The organism is Bradyrhizobium genosp. A, assembly GCF_049949275.1.
Taxonomy (GTDB): Bacteria; Pseudomonadota; Alphaproteobacteria; order Rhizobiales; family Xanthobacteraceae; genus Bradyrhizobium.
Window position 1 is genome coordinate 3042343 of record NZ_CP188196.1, and the last position, 22492, is coordinate 3064834.

The following is a 22492-nucleotide window of genomic DNA, read 5'->3' on the forward strand; positions in this document are numbered from 1 at the left end:
CCTGAACCTCGGATTAAAATCTGCTCACCCCCCAATCAAATGGGCGCCTATTTTCAAGGTGCCAATTTGCTCCCCCCGCACGCTTTATCTAAGGTATAAGTCCTCCCCAATTCTAGAACAAGCGAAAAATCATCAATGATTAACGCGACATATTGCTACATATGTCTTTGGTAAATGGAACCGAGCGCAGCGGGTTTTTCTCGTCGGAAGAAGCTTATCGATCTTCTCGGCCATATTGATTAATCAACTCGGCCGAGAAGGTTTCCATTTCGAGTGGGCTTGGTCTATTCGTTCTTGTTTGCGGGCAATCGTGCCGCGTTCCTTGAAGGCTCTGCGGATGTATGAGTCGTTTTATGGTTTTCGGGAGAAGCCATTCTCCATTCTGCCTGATCCGGATTTGATCTTTTGGGGGCAGAATCACCGGTTTGCGTTCGCCATGCTCGAGTTCGGAGTAATGAACAGCGCGGGCTTCACGGTGATCACTGGTGAGGTTGGTTGTGGAAAGACGACGCTGATCCGATACCTGCTGCGCCGACTCGATGACCACGTTACCGCCTGCGTCATCTCAAATACACCGCGCCCTCAAGACGGACTTCTGCCTTGGGTGATGATGTCGCTCAATCTGCCGTTCGAAGGGACCTATCCCGCGCTGTTCAAGCAATTTCAAAAGTTTCTTCTAGACCAATCCTCCGAAGATCGGCGGGTCATTTTGATCGTCGATGAAGCGCAGAACCTAGGGATGGAGGCGCTTGAAGAGCTTCGAATGCTGTCCAATTTCAATACGGATAAGCGGCAGTTTCTGCAGATCATTCTTGTTGGTCAGCCCCAATTGCGGGACGCGTTGCGTGGTCCTCAACTGCTTCAGTTCGCGCAACGGATCTCGTCCGACTTTCACCTCAAGCCCATGGCGGTCGACGAGGTAACCGACTATATCAATTTCCGTTTGCGGGCCGTAGGTGCGAGCGAGGAGTTGTTCGAGAAAGGCGCTTGTGCGTTTATTGGCCAAGTCAGTCGGGGAATCCCGCGCACGATAAATGTCATTTGCGATACTGCGTTGGTGTATGGCTATGCCGCGCAAGCAAAGTTGATCACGACCGAAATAGTAGATCTGGTCATGAAAAACAAAGAGCAATTCGGGGTGGTTTCGTTCGGCATGGAGCCGGCCGAGGAAGGCCGTCCGTTGGCCGCCGGGTTAGACCTGAGATCCGGCGTCAGGTGACAGTAAATATCCGAGCTCATTGAGCTGGAACGCTTTCCTGATTGTCCAGGGGGCGTCTGTAAACTTCAGCTTGGCGTTTCTGCTGGTCAGTTCCTTGTGCAGCATCATCAACATGCCGAAGAAGCGCGCATCGATGGTCTGCGTTCGGGAAAGGTCGATAATAACGTCTCGGTTGCTAGCCAAAGCATCTTCGAAATGCCTCGCAGCGCGCACAACATGCATTTGCAAGGCAGCTCCCGATAGCGCGAACGTTATCGATCCGTCATCCTCCTGAACTTTCGCAATCGAAAGTTCCTGCGGCCGCAGCTTTTGGCTCACCCGATGCCAACGATTTGCCGCGGCCAGAGGCAGAACACGGGTGAAGAGCAACCGCAGTAGGACGAGGCCATCGTGCTGATAGCGTTTCCAGAGATAGTGCTCTTCCTTAATGCGCCATAACCACTCAAATCCGCATGCACGCACGACCGGCGGAGCCCGCTTGATCACGCCGGCCTGGAAACCAAGCGCCGCACCTAGATGGGCGCGGATCGGTATGTTCAAGCGATGGTGGTTCCGTTGGAGCCACAATTGACCCTTTTTGGCGCCAAGAGACACAACCAAGAAATCGGCGCCGCTTGAATTTACGACGTTGAGAATATTGTCAGCGCTGAGTTCGTCGACGTCGCCAAAGCCCGGGTCCATCGACCCGATACATTTCGTTTCGCTCGAGCCAGCGTTAAATGCATGCGCGGCAGCTGTGGCTACACCTGTCGCTCCTCCAAACAGGAACAGAGAGAGGCTGTGCACGCCTGTCGCCTGGGCCCGGAGACGCTCAAGAAGGTCGGCTCCCGACGCTCTTTCGCGGATTGGCAGGCCGATAAGCCGTGCAATCCAAATGATGGGCATACCATCTGGTGGGCAAAGATCGCTATCAAGCACCGATTGTCGGAATTCCGGATCGGAAAGACTGTTGACGAGAAAATTCAGATTTGGCGTGGAGACCAGACACGTCGCACGCCGCGCAGCCGCGCTTTCAAGCCTTCTTACGACCGCCGTTAGATCGAGCGCGTCAATTGGGAGGCCGAGAATACAATAAACCTCACGCGAGAGATTGGACGACAATAATGATGCCTCAGTCGGAGGTGCTGAGGAGGCACCCACCAATGCAGTTCCCTCGGCGAAGCCGACTTCGGCGACCGACAATCTCTGACGGTCAAATCCACTTGCCGGGTGCGCTACGTCCAAACTGGTCATTGCAGCTAGTGGTTTTTGAATTAAATATTTAATGTAGTATTAAATTTCGACACTAGAATTCTATATTATAGTCACAGACCAATTTCCAGTGTTATTTTTTAATTCGGCTGCCGGCTCGAAGGGTTCAGGAAGCACACGCCGGAGCCGGATCTACGATACCGCGAGATATGAAACGATTTTTTGAGCTAAGCCGTGAACGAAGGGCTTGTCTTTGATCGTGCCGTGGTCGCCATCAACGAAATGCAAATCGATGCCGTGAGGTGCGCAACTTTTCCACCCCACGGCATGGTCTCGGAGCTTTCGATCGAGCAGATCTTCCGTTCGAATCAGTATGAAGCGCTTAGGGTAGGGCGGCGGAACGTAGGCTTTGTTGGCCTCGATTGATGCAATGATCTGCATGGGTTTCGGCACAGGCCGGCCGGCGCTGTGCAGCCTGGATTGGGAAAGACGCCAGCCAAGCGACTTCGCTTTGTTCACCGCGAACCGAGCCAAGTTTGATGCTACTTCGTTGGCTCCACCCTTCATAAGGATTCGGCGATACTTCCCAAGGCGATCGATGATCCGCAGGACCCTATAGCGAGCCATCTCCCTTGGGGTTAGTGATTGAAGAAATTGCGGATGCCAGATATCAAACAAGGCGAGGAAGCCGACGTCCTCGCCTTGAGCTAGCAGCCGCTGGCCCATTTCGTAGGCAACGAGGCCGAAAGTCGAATAGCCGCAAAATTGGTAGGGCCCGTGAGGCTGCAATTTGCGAATCTCGGCCACGAATTGATCGGCAAGCTCCTCCACGCTCGGATAACGGCTCTCGCTATCCACATTTGGCCACCAGATTTCGTAGACTGGTTGCTCCTCTGGCAGTGCTTCGGCGAGGTCGCGCGCTCCTGGAGCTCCCGGAAAGAAGCAAATAAGGGGGGGGCGACTACCGGACACGCGGATTGGGCGAAGGTGCACAAATTCCTGTGCCAGCGGGTGCTCAGACGCGGTGTCGTCACTGTTGATGCAGTCTGAGCGCATGTTCGAAGCACACGCGGAGAGCAACGGAGGAGCTAAGCTCCCTCCAGTAGCTGTTTGATTTTCGTCGATGGAGCAGAGAATGTTCATTCACTCCAGCAAACATTTTGAGTACAGGAAAAGCTATTGTGGGTGTTTTTGACGCGTAAAGAGCTCAACAACAAACGGCGTAAAGGAAAGAATAGCTTCAGGAGGAATACCGTTCTGGGGTCCTGTAGTAAAGCGCACATGGCGGGATTGGATGCAGTATGATGAATGTCGTCGCTTCGACAGAAGCCTAAAATAGGCGACGAGTAATAGCGCCCAGAGTTCCGTTGTCCGTGAGATACAACAAACTAGACCGACTTTTTGCTTTTAATGTTCGAGCATCCCCTGTCGCTTCAATTCGGCTTTGACAAGTTGCGCTACTATCGCATGGGCGCGGCTACTATAATGACCACCGCATGGCATGGGCGAACGTAGCCACGCTGCAAAGCCTGAATCCTGGCGAGTAAAGTACCCGCAAGCCGAGCGGCCGCTGTTTGCAGTCGCCATTACAGGGCCGACATCCAGGACCTTGATGTGCCTTGCCCGCAACTCATCGACGAGATCTGCGTATTCGAAATGGCCGAAGTTTGTGTTCTCTCGAAAGCTGCCGGCGACTGGGAGAATGACGATGAGCGGGCGTTGACCACGCGCTCCCGCAAGCGTTGCGAATGCTTCCGAAATGGCGACCATCAATTGCAGAGCGCCCGACGGATGATCTGCTTGATACAAGGCATTCCACTCTGTATGCCCGGAAAAGAAGGCGCGTACGCTCGGCATAAGTGCAACCCTTGCAAGCGTCAGAGTGTAAGGGAAGCGCGATATAACTGCCCCATCACTAGTGCCCGGAAGGAAATAGGACGCGGGCAGCGCGTCAGATGGCGCCTGGTTCAAGGCAACAAACCTATCTGCGTCAAGGCGCGGCAAACCAATCCAGTTCAAGGTCCCCGAAGGAGTGATGACGAAACGACCTTTGAGCGCGAACGGGACCTGGTCCCCTCCCAGCCATCCATCATACTGGCTAACCACGTCCATGATTCCGTTGGGATCCAGTCCGAGAAGCACGAACCGCGAGCCGTCGAGAGTCTTTTCGAGACGTCGATATGCCTGATCTATGCCGTAGCCTCCGACGGAATAATTCGCTACGCGACATCCTAGGATGTGCGAGAGGCGTTCAACCCAGCCCTCGCCATCTTCGCTTTCAAAACCAGACGTGAAAGAATCTCCGTACGCGGAGCCGCAAGGCTCGGCGTTGCCTGCGATATCCTCTGGCGTGAGAAGCCCCCCAATGTCGGGATCTAGCATTGAGGAACCACTATTCCAGTTCGCGCGTACTTGTTCGAGTTTGGGATCCCACAAGAAACGATTGGCCTGCGGATAGGCTGCGAGCGACCGGCAGATCATTGTCGCTCCCGCTTCAACGGCGATGACAGCCAGTACCAATGTTAGGGCCAAAGCGCGCCAACTGAACTCGGCATTTTCTTCGCTCGATAACTGTCTCGAATGAAGCAACTTGGGCGCCTCCAGGGGGGCTATGTCATATCTCTGCGGCCATATCCGGCGCTAATTGGCCGACAGCGCCGCGCGACCTTTTCTCGGCGATGAGTAGCTTGAATCGCGCACAAGCCGTTGTGCTCGCGGAAGGGAAATCACGATCTCCCGACTGTCGCCGACCTTACGTACGACAGCGTTTTGCGGCAAGGGATCCACACATTCATCGCCTCCGCTTTCAATGTATCGATGCCAGGTTGCAGCCCCGGTGGCTGCGGCTGCGCGCCGGCCATTCGCAAATAATGGTTGAAGCCACGAATCCGATTGGTTTTTTGTGCCGTCATGGTTTCGAAGAAAAACGAGTACGAGATTGAGATGTCGCCCTGCGTTTCCACCCAATGAGGCGCATTTTGCGGCTGGTGTAGTCCAGCGCCTGCCGAGAGCCGAAACACCTGCTCTTGCTTTGGATCACGCTTGGCGAGCTCGACTTGCGCGATGTCGACCATGCCGCGGAAGTAGAACTGTTCCAATTCAGGCTCGGTCAAAGTTGTGGGCGAGTAGAGATGATAAGTCTTCTCGCCCATGATCTGGCAGAAAAACACGGCGGAAGGGTCGAAATGGAACGGGGTCAAGGTTGCGGCGGACGTTATGAAAATTGCCGACTCCAACCGCAAGATGCGGTCGTTTCTCAGCTCCGGAGAGCGATCAAGAATCTGCTCAACAAGACTGTTGCGCAGCATGCGGAAGCGAGGGTCGTGGTTCTCGGGCCGCTTGAGCAAGATTCGAATCGAGCGATCTTTCAAGCCGCGGAACGCCTCGGACAATCCCAGATTAACCGATTTCACGGCACGGAACCTCTGATCGGGCGCTGTCGCGCTCGATGCCAGGAAAAAGTCTTGCTCCCGACCGGCGCCGTATTCCTTTTCCGCGAGGCTGGCGAGTGAGCTAAGTTCAAACATACCGAGCTGATTGAGATTGTGATTGAATCCAAACGGCTCACGATTAAACGATTGTTCTACAGCATTGGAAGGAAGTTCGAGCCTTCCGGTTTCCGAATTGCCTGTCAAAGCCATTGTAAAATCCTGTATCGAAAGGCGCTCTCGACGTTCAGTTCGACGTCCTCTGGGAACTACGAGAATTTGTGGTGTGCGTATTTGGCTCTTTCGGTAACGACCGGTTGGCCAGCCAGCCGGCGTGCTGCACGAAGAGTGGCTCGCACGGGCGTCGCGCTCATGTAAACGAGCTGGTCCAGCAGCTCCGAGTTACCCACGTGAGGCAGGGCGATTCCGCGGGCAGCAAGATGACCCCTTGCATAGTGCAGCATGCTTTGGCGCCGCGTGCTATCGGTGTAATAGGTAAAACTCATGGTGATAGACGGTTCGTCTCCGACCTCCACCAGATGCGGCGATGTTGAAGGCATATACGCGCCATCTCCGGGGCCAACCTCAAAACGGTGCGCACGTTTGCGGAACTCTTCTTTCCAAATGATCAGATCTCGGTCGTGGTGTGCATGGAAGCGATCTCTGGCCATTTCGCTGACAACGATTTCGTCGTCTGGCTCCCAAACATAGATGGTTTTGCGCCCTTGGATCTGAAGAATGAAGTTGTGCTCCTTGTCGATATGAAATGGTGTCACGGTGTTGGGGGACGTGACGAAGATCCAGCCTCCGCGATAGCTCATGTTTGGATCTTTGGTCTCGACCAACGGTTGGACGCTGTCCAGTACTTGATCGACAAGCTGGCGATAAGTTGCATCGGTTTGCACGTTGAGCAGCGACAGCCAAGCCTTTGCGTCCCGGATCCGCTTCAGCGTATCAGCAGCCGAGGAGCTGTTTGGATGTATCGTGGGAGCCAGATTGAACGGCGTGTCTGCGGTCGCGCTGCTGGCATGGGTCCGCACTCGCCCTCGTTCCTCGAGGCGCCTGCTCAGTTCGATCAATTGATCCGGCTGAAGCAAAGGGTGATCGGAGAGTTGGTGCCGAACAGCCGCGACCTTCCGGGGCTGAAAGTTCTCCCAGTCAAGTTCGATGAGCGGAGCTGAAATCTGCGGCATTGCGCGACGTCCTTTGATCTCAATTGCACGGGTAAAATTCAATAAATGTCAATTAACTTTAAGTAATACTAAATATTATAATGCCCGCCACGGGTGCTTGTCGCAAGGTCTTTCAGGCGTCAGACGTCTTGAATGGTGAACGCACCGGGCTATGGCGTCTCGGCTCGAGCGTTGAGAGGGTGCGCTTATGACGCACTTTGACAATGAAATTTATTTCACCGGGGTATAAAAAGGCTAGCTCCTTCGTTTTTCTTGGTGGCTCGGAGGGCTCCAGCCGGAAACTTCTTTGGGGCCGGTGCCATGTATGAAAGCTCGATTAAATACGGTAGCTGGCGAGCCGCGATAGGTTCGATGCGAATTGCGCAAATCCGCGGATTCGCCCGCCTTCTCACCTTGATTGGAAGGTCGAACTGGGGCAGCAAGGCCATCACTCGCGCGCGCGGCAGCCGGACGCTGAGGCCGGTTTTGGAGTGGCTACTCGCCTTTCATGGCAGCTTTCCGAGCATCGCGGCCGCAAGCGCATGCGCGGCGCGCTACGTTCCGGGATCGCATGACCATCCAACGCAGTTAGGTCTTCACGCCGAGTTCGCGGAACTAACGCGGGAAAGCGACTATCCCGTGCTCTTCTTCCTGATGCCGATCGCGTCCGAATTGCGGTCGGTCTTCGATCTCGGCGGAAGCATCGGCAATCTGTTCTTTCAGCTTGACCGGCACCTTCATTTCTCGACCGAGCTCGTCTGGATCGTTCACGATCTGCCGTTCAAACGCCAGGCGCTGCAAGACTTCGCAAAGAGCAGGAGCGAGCAGCGGCTTACATTCTCTGATCAGTTCTCCGCGGCCTCGGGCGCCGACCTCTTCATCGTCGCGGGCGCCATTCATTTTTTTGAACCTACTCTGGCAGAACTGCTGGTGTCTCTCGATCGGTTGCCGAGGCATGTCATCGTTAACCGAAGCCCGTTTTCGAACCTGGAGGACATCGTTACCGTCCATGACGGCGGTCTTTGGGTAAATCCGTGCAAGCTCCATAGTGTCGACAGGTTTTGCTCGGGAATGAGTTCTCTGGGATACGAACTCGTCGCAAGCTGGCCGGTTCATGAACGAAGGACCAGGGTGCCGCTTTTTCCCGATTGCGAGGGGGGCTACAGGGGCTTTTATTTCCGCCTTCCCGAGATTGCTCGCGGTACCTAGACAGTGCGCTGCCTGATGCGCTCCGGATGCCCCACGATCGGAACTCGCTAAGAATTGAACCTATGGTCCAGACCAGGAATTGAACCAGTGGCCAGATCAGATCACTAAAACAACCGAGTTGATTAATTCCCGGGGGACCGAATCGAGCCGGATTACCGGAGGCTAGTTAACCAGGTGTCGCGAGTGTCTGATTGGCCTAGCGAAAATGAGCTGACAGTAGGATAAATTGCTTATAATATTGCGTCATATTTCTCAGAATTGCGGGTAGTTGCTACCCAGTGTTCAACAACGCCGCCCGATTAGTTTGAAAAGGGCCTGACTTGTGTCTTTGGATTCGGTTGGATCGCAGGTTCTAGATCGACATGGGAATTCTGGTTCCGCTCTTGTGGAGCAGACCGGCGCGTGGAATGGGTCTCGCACCGATTATCCTCGGGATCGAACGATTGCCCAGCTTTTTGAGGAGGTGGTTGCGTCCTCTCCGAACGCGATAGCGCTGGAGTTTGGAAGCAAGCAGCTCACATACGCCGAACTGAACTTGCGCGCCAACCAATTGGCTCATCGGCTCCGAGCGGCGGGCGTCGGTCCGGAAACGTTGGTAGGGTGCTGCATTGAGCGCTCCTTCGAAATGATCATTGCGCTCGTCGCGGTGTTGAAGGCCGGCGGCGCTTATGTTCCGTTCGATCCTGATTATCCGAAAGAACGTTTCGAGTTCCTGTTGCAGGACACTCGGACGACGATCATGGTCACCCAGCCATCGCTCGCTTCGACGGTCCTGTCCGGATACGGCGGAGCCTGCTTGGTTTTGGACAGCTCCGAGTCATCGGATGTTGATACCGACAATTTGGAAGCGTCGGGTGGCCCCAAAAGTCTAGCCTACGTCATGTACACGTCGGGCTCCACAGGGCGTCCGAAGGGCGTGATGGTCGAAAATCGGGCCATCGTGCGTCTGGTTCGAAATACCAATTTCTGCAATTTCGGATCGGATGAAACCTTCCTGCAGTTCGCGCCAATCTCGTTTGATGCGTCGACGTTCGAGATTTGGGGGGCGCTTCTCAATGGTGGTCGTTTGGTGGTTATGCCGCCTGCGCCGACTTCGCTGAAAGATCTAATACGCGTGATCCGGGAGAATAAGGTAACCACCTTGTGGCTCACGGCGGGGTTGTTCAATCTCGTAATCGAGGAAAATCTTGAAGGTCTCCATTCGCTTCGGCAGTTCCTCGCCGGTGGCGACGTGCTTTCGGCTCGGCATGTCCGGTGGGCCCTTGAGAAGCTTCCAAATTGCCGGGTGATCAACGGGTACGGGCCGACCGAGAATACGACGTTTACCTGTTGCCATGCGATGCAGGCCGGAGATCCGGTTCCACAGTCGGTGCCGATCGGCCGCCCGATCTCCAACACTCAAGTGTATATTCTCGATGAGGAGATGCGCCCGGTCCCCCCCGGAGTCGTCGGAGAAGTGTTCGCGGCTGGCGACGGTGTTGCGCGCGGATATCTCAATGCCGCCGAAGCCACCAGCCAGAAGTTCGTTCCTAATCCATTTGCCGACAGAGATGACGATGCTCGCATGTATCGCACCGGTGATCTGGCGCGTTGGCAGGTCGACGGGATCGTGGAATTTCTTGGGCGGGCCGACCAGCAATTGAAGATCCATGGGCACCGCATCGAACCCGGAGAGATAGAAGCTGCCCTCGATGAGCATGACCAAGTTTCCCGGAACTGTGTCGTAGCGCTGCCTGCGGAACATGGGTCTAGGCGCCTTGCTGCGTATTACGTTTCTCGCGATAGCGAATTGAGCAGCGGCGACTTGCGTAAGTTTCTGGCAGCCAAGCTACCAGAATTCATGATTCCAGCTTTCTTCGTTCAACTTGAAGCGCTGCCGTTGACGCCCAATGGAAAGGTCGATCGATCCCTCCTGGCCTCACTCGGCATTTCGGGTCAGGGAGTTGCTGCTACCGAAGCCGCCAACACCGATCTCGAGAAGGCTATCTTTGATATCTGGCGTCAGAGCTTGGGTATCGATCGGTTCGGCGTGCTCAACAATTTCTTCGATCTGGGTGGCAATTCGCTTCTGCTCGCGAGTGTTCATGTCAGCCTCGAAAGAGCATTGCAGACCACCATCTCGATTACTGCTTTGTTCGAGTTTACCACCATCAAGTCTCTCGCCGAGTATCTGGGCGGGAAAATATCATCGGGACGGTCCGTCGTTGACGCGCAGGAGCGCGCTAGGCGCCAACGGACAGCTTTCGCCCGGCAACGTGATCGTCGAACCGGCAGTTTGTTATGAGTGATAGTGAAGTTGGGGCCGAGGCCCTTGAGGGAGTTGCGATCATCGGGATGGCCGGCCGCTTCCCCGGCGCTGGTAGCGTCGCCGAGTTCTGGCGCAACCAGCTGAACGGCATCGAGTTCGATCTCCAGGTTTGGAGTTGGTGATCTCGAGGTTGCGGATCGTGCTGAAGTCGCTTGCGATCCGAGCTATGTGAAGGCGCGGTCGATCATCGACGGCGTGGAAATGTTCGATGCCGAGTTCTTCGGCATTTATCCACGCGAAGCGGAGATGATGGATCCGCAGCAGCGGCTATTTCTCGAGTGTTGCTGGCAGGCTCTGGAAGATGCTGGCTATGTGCCGGATACATATCCGGGCCAGATAGCCGTATATGCCGGTTCTAGCGTCTGGTCGTATTTCCTGACCCGGCTTTGCACGATACCCGGGTTCATCGAGAAGTTTACCTCGGGTTATCAAGTCTCGAACTACGTCGAGATGATGGGAAATAGTCTCGATTTCCTGTCGACGCGGGTTTCTTACAAGCTGAATCTGCGTGGCCCGAGCTTCACCATGCTGTCGGCGTGTTCGACATCTTTGCTTGCCGTCACACAGGCGTGTCAATCACTCCTGACCTATCAGACCGATATGGCGCTCGCCGGCGGCGTCTCCATCACGTTTCCGCAGAAGCGCGGCTATTTCTATCAAGAGGGCGGCATGGCGTCGCCTGATGGTCATTGCCGAGCTTTCGACGCCGACGCCCAAGGGACCGTTTTCGGTAGTGGCCTGGGTGTCGTGTTGCTCAAGCGTCTCGACGACGCACTACGCGACGGCGATCAGATTCACGCGGTTATTCGTGGCTTCGGAGTCAATAATGACGGCTCCTCAAAGATAGGGTACACCGCGCCGAGCATCGAGGGGCAAGCCAGTGTCATAGCGATGGCTCATGAGGCCGCCGGCATTGCACCCGACACCATCGGCTATATCGAGGCTCATGGCACCGCGACGCCGCTCGGCGACCCTATCGAACTGGCGGGACTAACTCAGGCGTTCCGGGCGCACACGGATCGCAAGCAGTTCTGCACGATCGGAACGGCCAAGACGAACGTGGGACATCTGGACGTTGCAGCCGGCGTAACCGGCCTGATCAACGCGACGAACATCGTCCGTGACGGCGTGTTCCCGCCAACGCTTCATTTCAAGAAACCGAATCCGAAGTTCGATTTCGCAGGCAGCCCGTTCCGGGTCAATGTGAAAAAATCGGAATGGCGAGCCGAAGGACCGCGCCGGGCCGGCGTCAGCTCGTTTGGGGTGGGCGGAACGAACGCGCATGTAATCATTGAGCAAGCGCCCAGCACTCGTCCATCGGAGTCTCCGCGGCCCAATCATCTTCTTCTCCTGTCGGCGCGCTCGCCTGCGGCACTCGAGCAGGCGAGCAAGAATCTTATCGCGCATCTACAGTCTCACCCGAACCTTAATCTGGCCGATGTTGCGTGGACACTTCAGGCTGGCCGCAAGAGTTTTGATTATCGCCGGACAATCGTCGCAGGGTCCGTAACCGAAGCCGTCGACCTGCTCTCGCAGAATAAGTCGCCGCAAGCACGCGCGAAGCCGAGTACCGGCCCGGATATCTATTTCCTGTTCCCGGGGCAGGGATCACAGCATCCGAACATGGCTCGCGAGATCTACGAAACCGAAAGGGTGTTTCGCGATGCGGTGGATCGCTGCGCCGCAATCCTGCAGCCACACCTCGGGGTCGACATCCGGACTTTGCTCTATCCAGCGGCGGATGCCGGTGACGAAGCGAAGCGTGACGTTACGGAAACTGTTAACGCGCAACCGGCCATATTCACCATCGAGTATGCGCTGGCGCAGCTCTGGATGAGTTGGGGTATCCGGCCTAAGGCCTTGGCGGGGCACAGCGTTGGTGAGTTTGTTGCTGCCTGCCTTGCGGGCGTGATCTCGTTGGAGGACGCCCTCGGTCTCGTCGCCCTGCGCGGCCGTATGATGCAGAAGATTCCTGCCGGTGGCATGCTATCGGTTCGCCTCTCTGAGGCAGAAATTCATGCGCGATTGCGAGAACCCTTGTCACTGGCGGCGATTAATTCGCCGTCATTGTGCGTCGTTGCCGGGGCGTTGGAGCCGCTTGCGGAATTCGAGAAGGAGCTGAACGAGGCTGGAATTGCCTGCCGCCGTCTCGTCACCTCGCACGCCTTCCACTCGTCGATGATGGATCCGCTGATTGAGCCGCTTGCCAGCGGCTTTTCGAAGGTGAAGCTGAATTCGCCAGGCATTCCCTACGTGTCCGGCGTGACCGGAACCTGGATTCTTGCCGACGAGGCCCGCAATCCCGACTATTGGGCAAAGCACGCGCGGGAACCGGTTCGTTTCTCGGCGGTCATCCAGGAGCTACGCAAGAATCCGGTCGCCGTGCTCTTGGAAGTCGGTCCCGGCAATGTGCTGGCAACGCTTTCGCGGCAGCATGCCGGATTTTCTTCCGATCAGATCATCGTCTCCTCGCTGTCAGACGGGTTCTCCGGCGAAGGCGATTCAAAGGCGCTGATGTCCGCCCTTGGAGCCCTTTGGTTCGCGGGCGCGCAGCCCGACTGGCCATCATTGTATAAAGCGGAGCGCCGTCAGCGTGTTTCGCTGCCGACCTATCCATTTGAACGTAAGCGCTTTTGGCTGGAAACGAAGCCCAAGCCTGAGGAGGTGATCACCGCGCTCTCCCAGGCCGCGGTACCAGAAATCCTCGGGATCGAGGACCAATTCAATCAGGGAAACCAACCCGTGAATATCGCCGTTGCACCAGTTCCGCCCCCTTTGGCCGAGGGTCGCAAGACCAAGATCAAGGCAGCTCTTGTTGAGATGTTCGTCGATCTGTCGGGTACCGATTTGTCGGTGGCGGACAGTTCTTCCTCATTCCTGGAATTCGGCTTCGATTCCCTGTTTCTGACCCAGGCCGCGCAGGCGTTGCAAGAGAGGTTCGGCGTCAAGATCACATTCAGGCAGCTCCTCAACGATGCGGGCTGTCTGCGAGACCTCACCGAGTATGTCGCAAGCAGCCTTCCGCCCAACGCTTTCGCGGAGCCTGTTGCTGCGAGCGCCTCGGAGCAAGGGTCCCTGACATCGACCATCCAGACGGAAACTCCGGTCGCCATGATGATCGCGCCGTCGTTGCCCACCGCATTCAGCGAAGCGGGGAGCGCGTCCGATAGCTCGATGGAACGGATCATGCGTGATCAGCTTCAGGCGATGAATTTGCTGATCGCCAAGCAGCTGGAAACGCTCAATGCCGTTCGGCCGCAGAAGGTTGCTGCCATACCAAGCGCGCCGGTGGTGGCAAGCGTACGGCAAGCCGCGCAAGCGCAACCGGCGCCCGCCAAGGATGTCTCGAGGGGGACTGCCGAAGCGCAGCCGGCCGCAGGTAAGTCGTTCGGTCCCTACAAGCCGCCACAGACAGGCAACTCATACGGTCTGACCGACCGCCAGCGCGAGCACCTCAAGGCCCTGATTGAGCGCGTCAACCAGCGTACGGCCAAGTCAAAGACCTTCACCCAGGCGCATCGCAGGGCGCTGGCCGATCCTCGTGTCGTCTCGGGCTTCCGTCAGCAGTGGAAGGAGATGGTCTACTCGATCGTAACCGACCGCTCCGAGGGATCCCGGATCTGGGATATCGACGGCAATGAGTACATCGATCTGGTCAATGGCTTTGGGCAGATCATGCTGGGTCATCGGCCGGAATTTGTCACGAAGGCGATCGAAGCGCAGCTCCAGAAGGGCTTCGAGATCGGCCCCCAAACGCCGCTCGCGGGTGAAGTCGCTGAGATATTCTGCGAGATGACCGGCAACGAGCGTATGGCGTTCTGCAATACGGGCTCCGAGGCAGTGCTCGCTGCCATGCGTGCTTCCCGGACCGTGACCGGGCGTAACAAGATCGTTATGTTCTCGGGTGATTACCACGGCATGTTCGATGAAGTTCTTGCAAAGGGCTTCACCAACCGGGCCGGCGAGCCGCAATCTGTGCCGATCGCGCCCGGCATTCCGCGGCAGAGCGTGTCGAATGTGGTCGTGCTGGACTATGGCACATCGCAGTCGCTTGAATGGATCCGCCAAAATGCGAACGATCTTGCGGCCGTTATGGTGGAACCGGTCCAAAGCCGGCACCCTTCGCTTCAACCGGTCGAGTTTCTGAAGGAGCTCCGCCAGATCACCGAAGATTGCGGTGCGGCACTCATTTTCGACGAGGTTGTTACCGGCTTTCGAGTTCATCAGGGTGGGTGCCAGGCACTGTTTGGTATTCGAGCGGACCTAGCGACGTACGGAAAAGTGCTCGCCGGCGGAATGCCCGCCGGTGTCCTGGCCGGCAAGGCGCGCTTCATGGACGCGCTTGATGGAGGCGCATGGCAGTTTGGAGACGAGTCGTTTCCCGAGGTCGGCGTGACCTTTTTTGCGGGAACGTTCGTTCGTCACCCGCTGGTGATGGCCGCGATGAAGGCCGTGCTTCAGAATTTGAGAGAGCAGGGGCCGGTCTTGCAGACGCGACTCAACGAGCGGACGGCGGGCCTCGTTCGGACCCTCAACGAAATCGCCACTCAGGAAGGTGTTCCGACCCGCGTCGAAAGCTTCGGAAGCCTCTTCTATCTCGGCTTTGCTGCAACGGAGCGTTTTGCGAGCCTGTTCTACTTCTATCTGCGAGACAGGGGCATCCACATTCGCGAAGGTTTCCCTTGCTTTCTCACGACCTCGCACAGTGACTCCGACCTGGAGAAGATCGTTCAAGCGTTCAGAGAAAGCGCAGTCGAAATGCGGCAATCAGGCTTCTTCGAACGGTCGCAAACGGGCGCCGTGGCGCCGTTGGTTCCGGCTGTGGTGCCGCAAGCCAGCGACGCTCCGCTCACGGAGCCGCAGCTTGAAGTTTGGCTGTCCGACCAACTCGGTGCTGAAGCATCTTGCTGTTTCAACGAATCGATCTCCCTGCACCTGCGCGGAAGTCCCGACTTGCCCGCCCTCGGTCAGGCGCTTGATCGTGTTGTGTCACGCCATCAGGCGCTGAGCGCCACCTTTGACAACGATCATCATCGGCAGATCTTCGTTGCGAATTTAGAGCTCGGTATGCCGACGGTCGACCTGACGGAGGTGAATTCAGCGGAAAGGGAGTTGCGGCTGGCTCAAATCGTCAGTGACGATGCAAGTACACCGTTCTCGTTAAGCAATGGCCCGTTGGTCCGGGCCCAACTCGTCAAGATGTCGACAGATCATCTCGTTCTTATCTTCACGGCGCATCACATCGTTTGCGACGGTTGGTCAATCAATATCCTGGTCGACGAATTGGCGCAGGCGTACAACGCATTCAGCGGGGGCGCAACTTGGAATCCTCGAGCGGCGATGGCATTTGCGGATTATGCGAATTCGCAGGCCAAGTTTGTTGACAGCTCCGACGGACGCAAGGTCGAGCAATATTGGATCGAGCAGTTCCGCCAGCCGGTATCGCTGCTCGACCTTCCAACCGATCGCCCTCGGCCGGCCGTGCGGGAGTTCGACGGAGCGACGTATCGGACCAGGATCGGCTCCGAGTCCTGCGGCCGGCTCAAGAAATTCGGCGCAAGCCACAGGTGCACACTGTTCGTCACGTTGCTGGCCGGCCTTCAGGCTCTGCTCGCTCGTCTGAGTGGCCAATCCGACATCGTTGTCGGCGTGCCGACGGCCGGTCAGTCGCTGGTGGAGGATGCCGTTCTGGTGGGGCATTGCGTCAATTTCATCCCCCTGCGTGGTCGCTTGACCGAAAATCCGACCGCTGCTGAGTTTCTCGCCCAGATGAAGCAGACGGTTCTCGCAGGGTACGATAACCAGAATTACACATATGGAAGGCTGGTGCGTAAGCTCGCCCTCCAGCGTGATCCAAGCAGGCTACCGCTGACCGAAATCCAGTTCAACCTGGAGCGACTGGGTGGTTCGGCTGACTTCGATGGACTGCGGGCAGAGATCGATCCAAACCCAAAGAGCTTCGTCAACTTCGACATCTTTCTCAACATCGTCGAATCGAAGGACGGTCTGACCCTCGATTGCGACTACAACACCGGTCTGTTCGATGAGGCAACGATCGCGCGCTGGCTCGATCACTACAAGGTCCTTCTGGAGGGGATGGTCACTGATGCCGCGCGCCCGGTCGCGATGTTGCCTTTGCTGTCAAACGCCGACAGACGGCAGATGCTGGAGGTTTGGAATGACACTGGTGTCGGGCGGCAGGGTGGCCTGACCGTTCATGCACTGTTCGAGGCGCAGGCAAGGAAAACGCCGAACTCGGTTGCGGCGGTTTTTGGATCGACGCAGTTGACCTATGCCGAACTCGACAGCCGTGCGAACCAGCTGGCCAACTACCTGCGTAAGCTCGGGGTGAAGCCCGGCGTCTTGGTCGGCGTGTTCGTCGAGCGCAGTATGGAGATGCTGATCGGATTGTTGGGGACCTTGAAGGCCGGCGGTGCCTATGTGCCGATCGATCCAACATTCCCCCCGGAGCGCCTCAGCTATGTTCTGGAGGATGCGGGAGCCTCCGTCGTGCTCTCGCAGACGGCGCTGGCCAAGATATGGCAGTTCGGTAGCGCGCAGGTGGTTCATCTCGACGGCGATTGGGGGGCGATTGCCCGTGCAGAAGCTGCGAGGCCAACTAGCTTTGCCGGCGGAGAAGATCTGGCCTACGTGATCTACACCTCGGGATCGACTGGTCGGCCAAAGGGCGTCGAGATCCCGCATCGCGCGGTCGTCAATCTGTTGCAGTCGATGTTGATCCAACCTGGCTTGGTCGAAACCGACGTGTTGGCGGCCGTCACCACGCTGTCGTTCGATATTTCAGGGCTTGAGCTATACCTGCCGCTTTGTGTTGGAGCCCGGGTAGTCATCGTTAGCCGCGAAACGGCCCAGTTCGGACTCAAGTTGCTCGAATACCTAAAGGAGACAAACGCAACCGTCGTGCAGGCGACGCCGGTGACCTGGCAGCAATTGCTGGAAGCCGGCTGGAACGGTGAGCCGGCGCTAAAGGTACTGTGTGGCGGTGAAGCGTTCCCGCGCGAGCTTGCTGATGAGCTTGCGAAGCGTGCCGGGGCGGTATGGAACATGTACGGGCCCACGGAGACAACGATCTGGTCCGCGGTCTTGGAAGTCAAATCCGGTACTGGACCGGTGCCGATCGGCTACCCCATCTCCAACACGAAGTTCTTTGTGCTGGATCAGCAACTCCATCTGGTTCCAATCGGTGTGCCAGGCGAACTGTACATCTCAGGACAGGGGCTGGCGCGGGGGTATCACAGGCGGCCTGATCTGACTGCAGAGCGTTTTGTGGCGAATCCCTTTGAAGCCGGCGAAAAGATGTATCGAACCGGGGATCTCGTTCGCCGCCATCAGGATGGCACGCTCGAGTTTCTCGGGCGACTGGACAACCAGATCAAGCTGCGCGGTTTCCGGATCGAACTCGGCGAGATCGAGAGCATCCTGGGAAGCTATCCCGGTGTCACCCAAGCAGTCGTATCCGTCATCGAGGATGCAGCAGGCGAGAAGCGCCTGATCGGTTATGTTCTGGTAGCCAAGGGCTCCGCCCTTAGTGCCACAGGTTTGCGCGAACACCTACTAAAGAGCTTGCCGGCATACATGGTGCCTGCAGCATATGTGACGCTGGAAGCATTTCCCTTGACGCCGAACGGCAAGGTGGACCGCGGAGCGCTTCCCGCGCCGGATTGGTCGGAACAGCAGGCGCGTATGGCTTACGCAGCTCCGCGAAGCCCAGACGAAGAGGAGATGGCCAAAATCTGGGCGGAGGTTCTGAAGCTGGAGCGCGTAGGTATCAACGACAATCTCTTCGAGCTCGGCGCTGATTCGCTCCATGTCTTCCAAATCACGGCGCGTGCCAACAAGGCAGGTATCGCTGTGACGCCGCGTCAGATACTGCAGCTTCGTTCCATCGCGGCGATTTTTGACCAGTTGGCAAATCAAGCGCAGGATCAAGGGCAATCGAACAGGCAGTCGATCAAGGCCGTTCCGCGACATAAATTTCGGATGACTCCACAGGTGGTCCGGCAGGCAAACTAGATGGCGACAATCATCAAACTTCCGAACGTGAATCGGGAGGTTGGCGACCGGCGCGAGATTGGGGACAATCAGTATAATCTGATGTTTCCACTCTCAGCGGCGCAGGAGCGGATATGGCGCGCCGACCAGCAGGAACCCTGCGACCCTTCCTACAATTGTGCGTTCAGATGGCGGCTTGACGGTCCGTTGGAGGCTGATCTCGTCGAGAAGGCTTTCAACGAAATCGTGGCACGCCACGAGATTCTTCGGGCAACGTTCTCGCGACTCGGCACTGATTTAGTCCAGATTATTGCGCCTTCGATCGGGCTTAGAGTAGAACGAGACGATCTCAGCGCCGTTCCCGGCGACGAACGAGAAGCCGCGCTGGAGCGGCTTTGTCGCGACGGGGCTACACGGGGCTTCGATGTAGGCACAGGGCCGCTCGTTCGCGTCAGGATTATCCGGACCGAAGTGCAGCAGCACTATCTGTTGCTTACGCTGCACCTCTTGGTCGCGGACGGTTGGTCGATCCGGGTCATCATGACGGAGTTTCGTGCTCTCTATGCTGCCTTGGCCGTCGGATTTCGCTCTCCGTTGCCGGAACTGGTACTGCAATACCCAGACTATGTTGTCTGGCAACAAGAACAGCGTTCGCGGAGAGAGCTCAAGGATCAACTGGCATACTGGAGGTCCAAGCTGGTCGGTTACCGCCGGCTGGAGGTTCCGGCTGATCTGGCGCCGCCTGGCGAGCGTACGCGCACGAGCGACATTGTTGCTCTGGAGCTGCCGCGCGCGCTGACCGATGCGCTCAACGCCCTTGGAAATCGGCTCGGCGGCACCATGTTCACGACCGCGCTTGCCGCCTGCAAGGCATTGCTTTGTCGGTACACCGGCGAGAGCGATATCTCGGTTGGTTCGGAACTCGCCGGTCGCAACCGGACCGAGCTTGAGTCCTTGGTTGGTCTATTCATAAATCACGTGGTCTTCCGAACCGATCTTTCCGGAAATCCCCGCTTTGAAGAATTGGCGGAGCGCGTTCGCGACACCGCTTTCGAAATTTTCGCCAATCAGGATATTGCCTTCGAGGAGGTGCTAAAATCCGTAAGGGCTGAAGGCATCGAATGCCCTGAGCCGTTCGTTCACGTCAACTTCAATTGCTATCGAGCGTTTGGGGAGGGAGCCAACCCTTTCCTGGGACCATCGAAGGTTCGCGTGACGCCGGTTCCATCGATTGCCCAGGGTGCGTTGTATTGCCTGAATTTCTTCATGGTCGAGCGAGAGGGCGGATGGCGCCTGTCTATCGAATTCAACAGAGATCTCTATAGCCGATCTTTTGTCTCAAAGATGCTGGAGGATTTTCAAGAACTTCTGCGGCAGATCGTTCTCGCCCCCCAGCAAAGGGTGTCCGAATTCAAACTATCAGGCGTTTCGCCTGCGGTGGTAGAGCCGCCCATGGGGATTGCGGACGACGCGGCTGCCGAGAGCGGATTGTGCATGATGCCCGCAAGCGTCGTTCAGGAGCGCTTCTGGCTTCTCGGTAAGCTCGACCCGACATCTCCGAAGTTTCACATGCGCGCAACGGTTCGCGTGACTGGCGCAATCTCATCGGATATCCTGGAAAAAAGCTTTCAAAGTCTGGTCGATCGGCATGAGATATTGCGGACGAATTTTGCCGAACGAGATGGACGGCTTGTCCAGATTATCGCACCTGCGCGCCCATTTTCGTTGTCACTCGTTTCGCTGAGGGATCGTCCCGAAGCGGGTCGTGAGGAGGAGCTCAAGGAGTTGCTCCTCGCAGAGGCGAGGCAGCCGTTTGATTTCGAAGGGGGGCCGCTGCTTCGAGCCACGCTGTTTTGCCTCGAGCCAGAAGATTTTGTTCTGCTGATTACTACTCACCACATCATTGCAGATGGTTGGTCGCAACGCATTATTCAGGACGAGCTGTGGAGCGTCTACGAGGCGTTTGCAAAGGGATGCACGCCGGTGCAAGATCCATTGCCGATTCAGTTCGCTGACTTCGCGGTCTGGCAAAGAGATTGGCTGGAATCGCCAGCGGCGAGTGCTCAGCTCGACTATTGGCAGAAGCACTTCCAGGGCACCGTCAGGGTCGTCGACTTTCCGACCGACCGGCCTGCGGCCGTCAGAATGGCCTCTAACGGAGCCATCGAGTCGCTTGTTCTGCCAAAGGAGTTAGCCGAGGGCGCGAGAAGATTAAGTCGGTCGGAAGGCGTGACAATGTTTACCGTCACGTTGGCCTGCTTCGCCATTCTGATCCACCGGCTCTCTAAGCAGCCGGCGATGGTAATTGGCTCCCCCGTGGCGAATCGTCGGGTCGAGACTGAGCCGCTTATCGGCCCGTTCTCCGGCCCGCTTCCCTTCCGATTCGATCTGTCGGGAAACCCGACGCTACGCGATGTCCTCCGTCAAGTCTCCCAAATATGCATGGAGGCACTCGATCACGCTGATCTTCCGTTCGAATCCCTGATCGAGCATCTCCGGGTTCCGTCGATGAATGGGCGCTCGGCGTTCTCCCAATTCTATTTCATGTATCAGACTGCTTTCTTGCAGGCGCGGTCCTTGCCTGGGCTCACAGTCGCTCCCGTTCCGACGTTTAGTGTTGGAACGCCATTCGAGCTGCAACTCGCAATAATCGAGCGCCCTAACGAATCGCGCGTCAATTTCGAGTACGATTCTGACATTTTCGACAAAGAGGCGATCCGAGCGTTGCTCGCCTACTACGAGGTAGTCCTGTTTGCAATGGCTTCGACTGCTAATCGGAGGGTAGCGGATATTGAGAGTCCCCCCACCCGGAAGGGATTCGGATTGGGGGTGTCCTCGGAGCCGAAGGCTCCTGTCCAATATGTTGAACCGAGGACCGACGATGAAATCAGGCTTGCAAAACTCTGGGCTGAGATACTCAAGGTACCCAGGATAGGGGCACACGACAATTTCTTCGACCTCGGCGGCCACTCATTGCTGGCAGCGCTCTTGGTCGCGAGATTGAAAGCGGAATTTGACATCGCGATTGACCTTTCGCTCCTCATCGTTGCTCCAACGATCGAACTGTTGGCCAAAGAGCTTCGTCGGTCATCGGAAGAAAACCTCCGCCCTCATGTCGTCGCGATCAGAGATAGCGGTCATAGGAGGCCGCTTTTCTGTATACATGCAGGGGGCGGGCATCTTCTCGACTACCGGGATATGATCGATGCATTGCCGGTTGATGTCCCTGTTTACGGTCTGCGTGCGTCGGAGCGGGGCGATCCAGTTCCAGAATCGGTTGAGAAGCTGGCCACACAGTATCTTCGGGAAATTCAAGACGTGCAGCCCAACGGACCTTACCAAATTTGCGGCTTATCATTTGGTGGCCTTTTGGCGTTCGAGATATCGCGGCAGTTGGTCGAAAACGGCGAGCAGGTAGGTCTAGTTGCCCTCTTTGATACCGGAAATTGGGACTATTATCGCAATTTGCCCGCCGGGAAATCTAGGCAATTTCGTCAAGCGTATGTGAAGGACCGTCTTAAAAAGTATGGGCACAATCTAGTCCAAGGACGGCTTCAAGACATATGGGCGGACGCTCGCCTCTTTGTGACAAGTAAGTCGAGTGCTGCTACGTGGAAGATCGGCCGAAAGTTTTGCGGCCTATTCAATTTGTCCATGCCGCGATTTGCGCGAAGCAATATTGTGATGTTCTCGGCAGTTGGACAGAACTTCGTCCCAAAGCCCTACGACGGCGAGTTGCTTCTGTTTCGAGCGGATGGCCGATCGGCGGAATACGGCAATGATTTAACACTGGGGTGGACTGACCTTGCTCGGGGTGGAGTAACGGTACATCAAGTGCAGGGTAGTCATCTTTCGATCATGAGGAAACCGTACGTTGAGCGTCTCGTCGAGTTGTTGACCCCTTATCTCGCACCTGGAAACTGACCTCCATATCCCGCGACACGCGAAGTTT

Annotated in this window: 11 protein-coding genes; 6 read left to right on the forward strand and 5 right to left on the reverse strand. The window is 56.8% G+C overall.

The features are described from left to right. The first annotated feature begins 337 nt into the window (after positions 1-337). A complete protein-coding gene (locus ACP2YP_RS14105; RefSeq protein ID WP_426424807.1) occupies positions 338-1219 on the forward strand; it encodes an ExeA family protein in 882 nt (293 codons plus the stop codon). On the opposite strand, the gene ACP2YP_RS14110 is transcribed toward ACP2YP_RS14105, so the two are convergent. From ACP2YP_RS14110 to ACP2YP_RS14130, 5 genes are all read right to left on the reverse strand, one after another. After that, the gene (locus ACP2YP_RS14110) at positions 1193-2401 is read right to left on the reverse strand and encodes a WecB/TagA/CpsF family glycosyltransferase (RefSeq protein WP_426424809.1); all 1209 of its coding nucleotides are present in this window, start codon (positions 2399-2401) and stop codon (positions 1193-1195) included. The two genes, ACP2YP_RS14105 and ACP2YP_RS14110, sit on opposite strands and share 27 nt — an antisense overlap. Before the next feature lie 201 nt (positions 2402-2602). After that, the gene (locus tag ACP2YP_RS14115; RefSeq protein ID WP_426424810.1) at positions 2603-3553 is read right to left on the reverse strand and encodes a thioesterase domain-containing protein; all 951 of its coding nucleotides are present in this window, start codon (positions 3551-3553) and stop codon (positions 2603-2605) included. Positions 3554-3817: 264 nt separating this feature from the next. After that, the gene (locus tag ACP2YP_RS14120; protein ID WP_426424811.1) at positions 3818-4999 is read right to left on the reverse strand and encodes an SGNH/GDSL hydrolase family protein; all 1182 of its coding nucleotides are present in this window, start codon (positions 4997-4999) and stop codon (positions 3818-3820) included. Positions 5000-5136: 137 nt separating this feature from the next. Beyond that, on the reverse strand, positions 5137-6051 hold the full coding sequence (locus ACP2YP_RS14125; RefSeq protein WP_426424812.1) for a cupin-like domain-containing protein: 915 nt from the start codon (positions 6049-6051) through the stop codon (positions 5137-5139). A gap of 56 nt (positions 6052-6107) precedes the next feature. After that, a complete protein-coding gene (locus tag ACP2YP_RS14130; protein ID WP_426424813.1) occupies positions 6108-7031 on the reverse strand; it encodes a cupin-like domain-containing protein in 924 nt (307 codons plus the stop codon). Between the two features lie 300 nt (positions 7032-7331). Here ACP2YP_RS14130 and ACP2YP_RS14135 point away from each other — a divergent pair, with 300 nt between their 5' ends. The 5 genes from ACP2YP_RS14135 (at position 7332) to ACP2YP_RS14155 (ending at position 22464) form a co-directional block, all read left to right on the forward strand. Then, positions 7332-8219, forward strand: coding sequence for a methyltransferase, TIGR04325 family (locus ACP2YP_RS14135; protein WP_426424814.1), 888 nt, complete (start codon positions 7332-7334; stop codon positions 8217-8219). Positions 8220-8604: 385 nt separating this feature from the next. Continuing rightward, complete coding sequence (locus ACP2YP_RS14140; RefSeq protein ID WP_426424816.1) at positions 8605-10503, forward strand: non-ribosomal peptide synthetase; 1899 nt, start codon at positions 8605-8607, stop codon at positions 10501-10503. Further along, entirely contained in the window at positions 10500-10649 is a 150-nt protein-coding gene (locus ACP2YP_RS14145) for a beta-ketoacyl synthase N-terminal-like domain-containing protein (protein WP_426424818.1), read from the forward strand. Before ACP2YP_RS14140 ends, ACP2YP_RS14145 begins: the two co-directional genes overlap by 4 nt. Positions 10650-10695: 46 nt before the next feature. Further along, entirely contained in the window at positions 10696-18561 is a 7866-nt protein-coding gene (locus tag ACP2YP_RS14150; RefSeq protein WP_426424820.1) for an amino acid adenylation domain-containing protein, read from the forward strand. After that, a complete protein-coding gene (locus ACP2YP_RS14155; RefSeq protein WP_426424822.1) occupies positions 18562-22464 on the forward strand; it encodes a condensation domain-containing protein in 3903 nt (1300 codons plus the stop codon). The last annotated feature ends 28 nt before the right edge of the window (positions 22465-22492 follow it).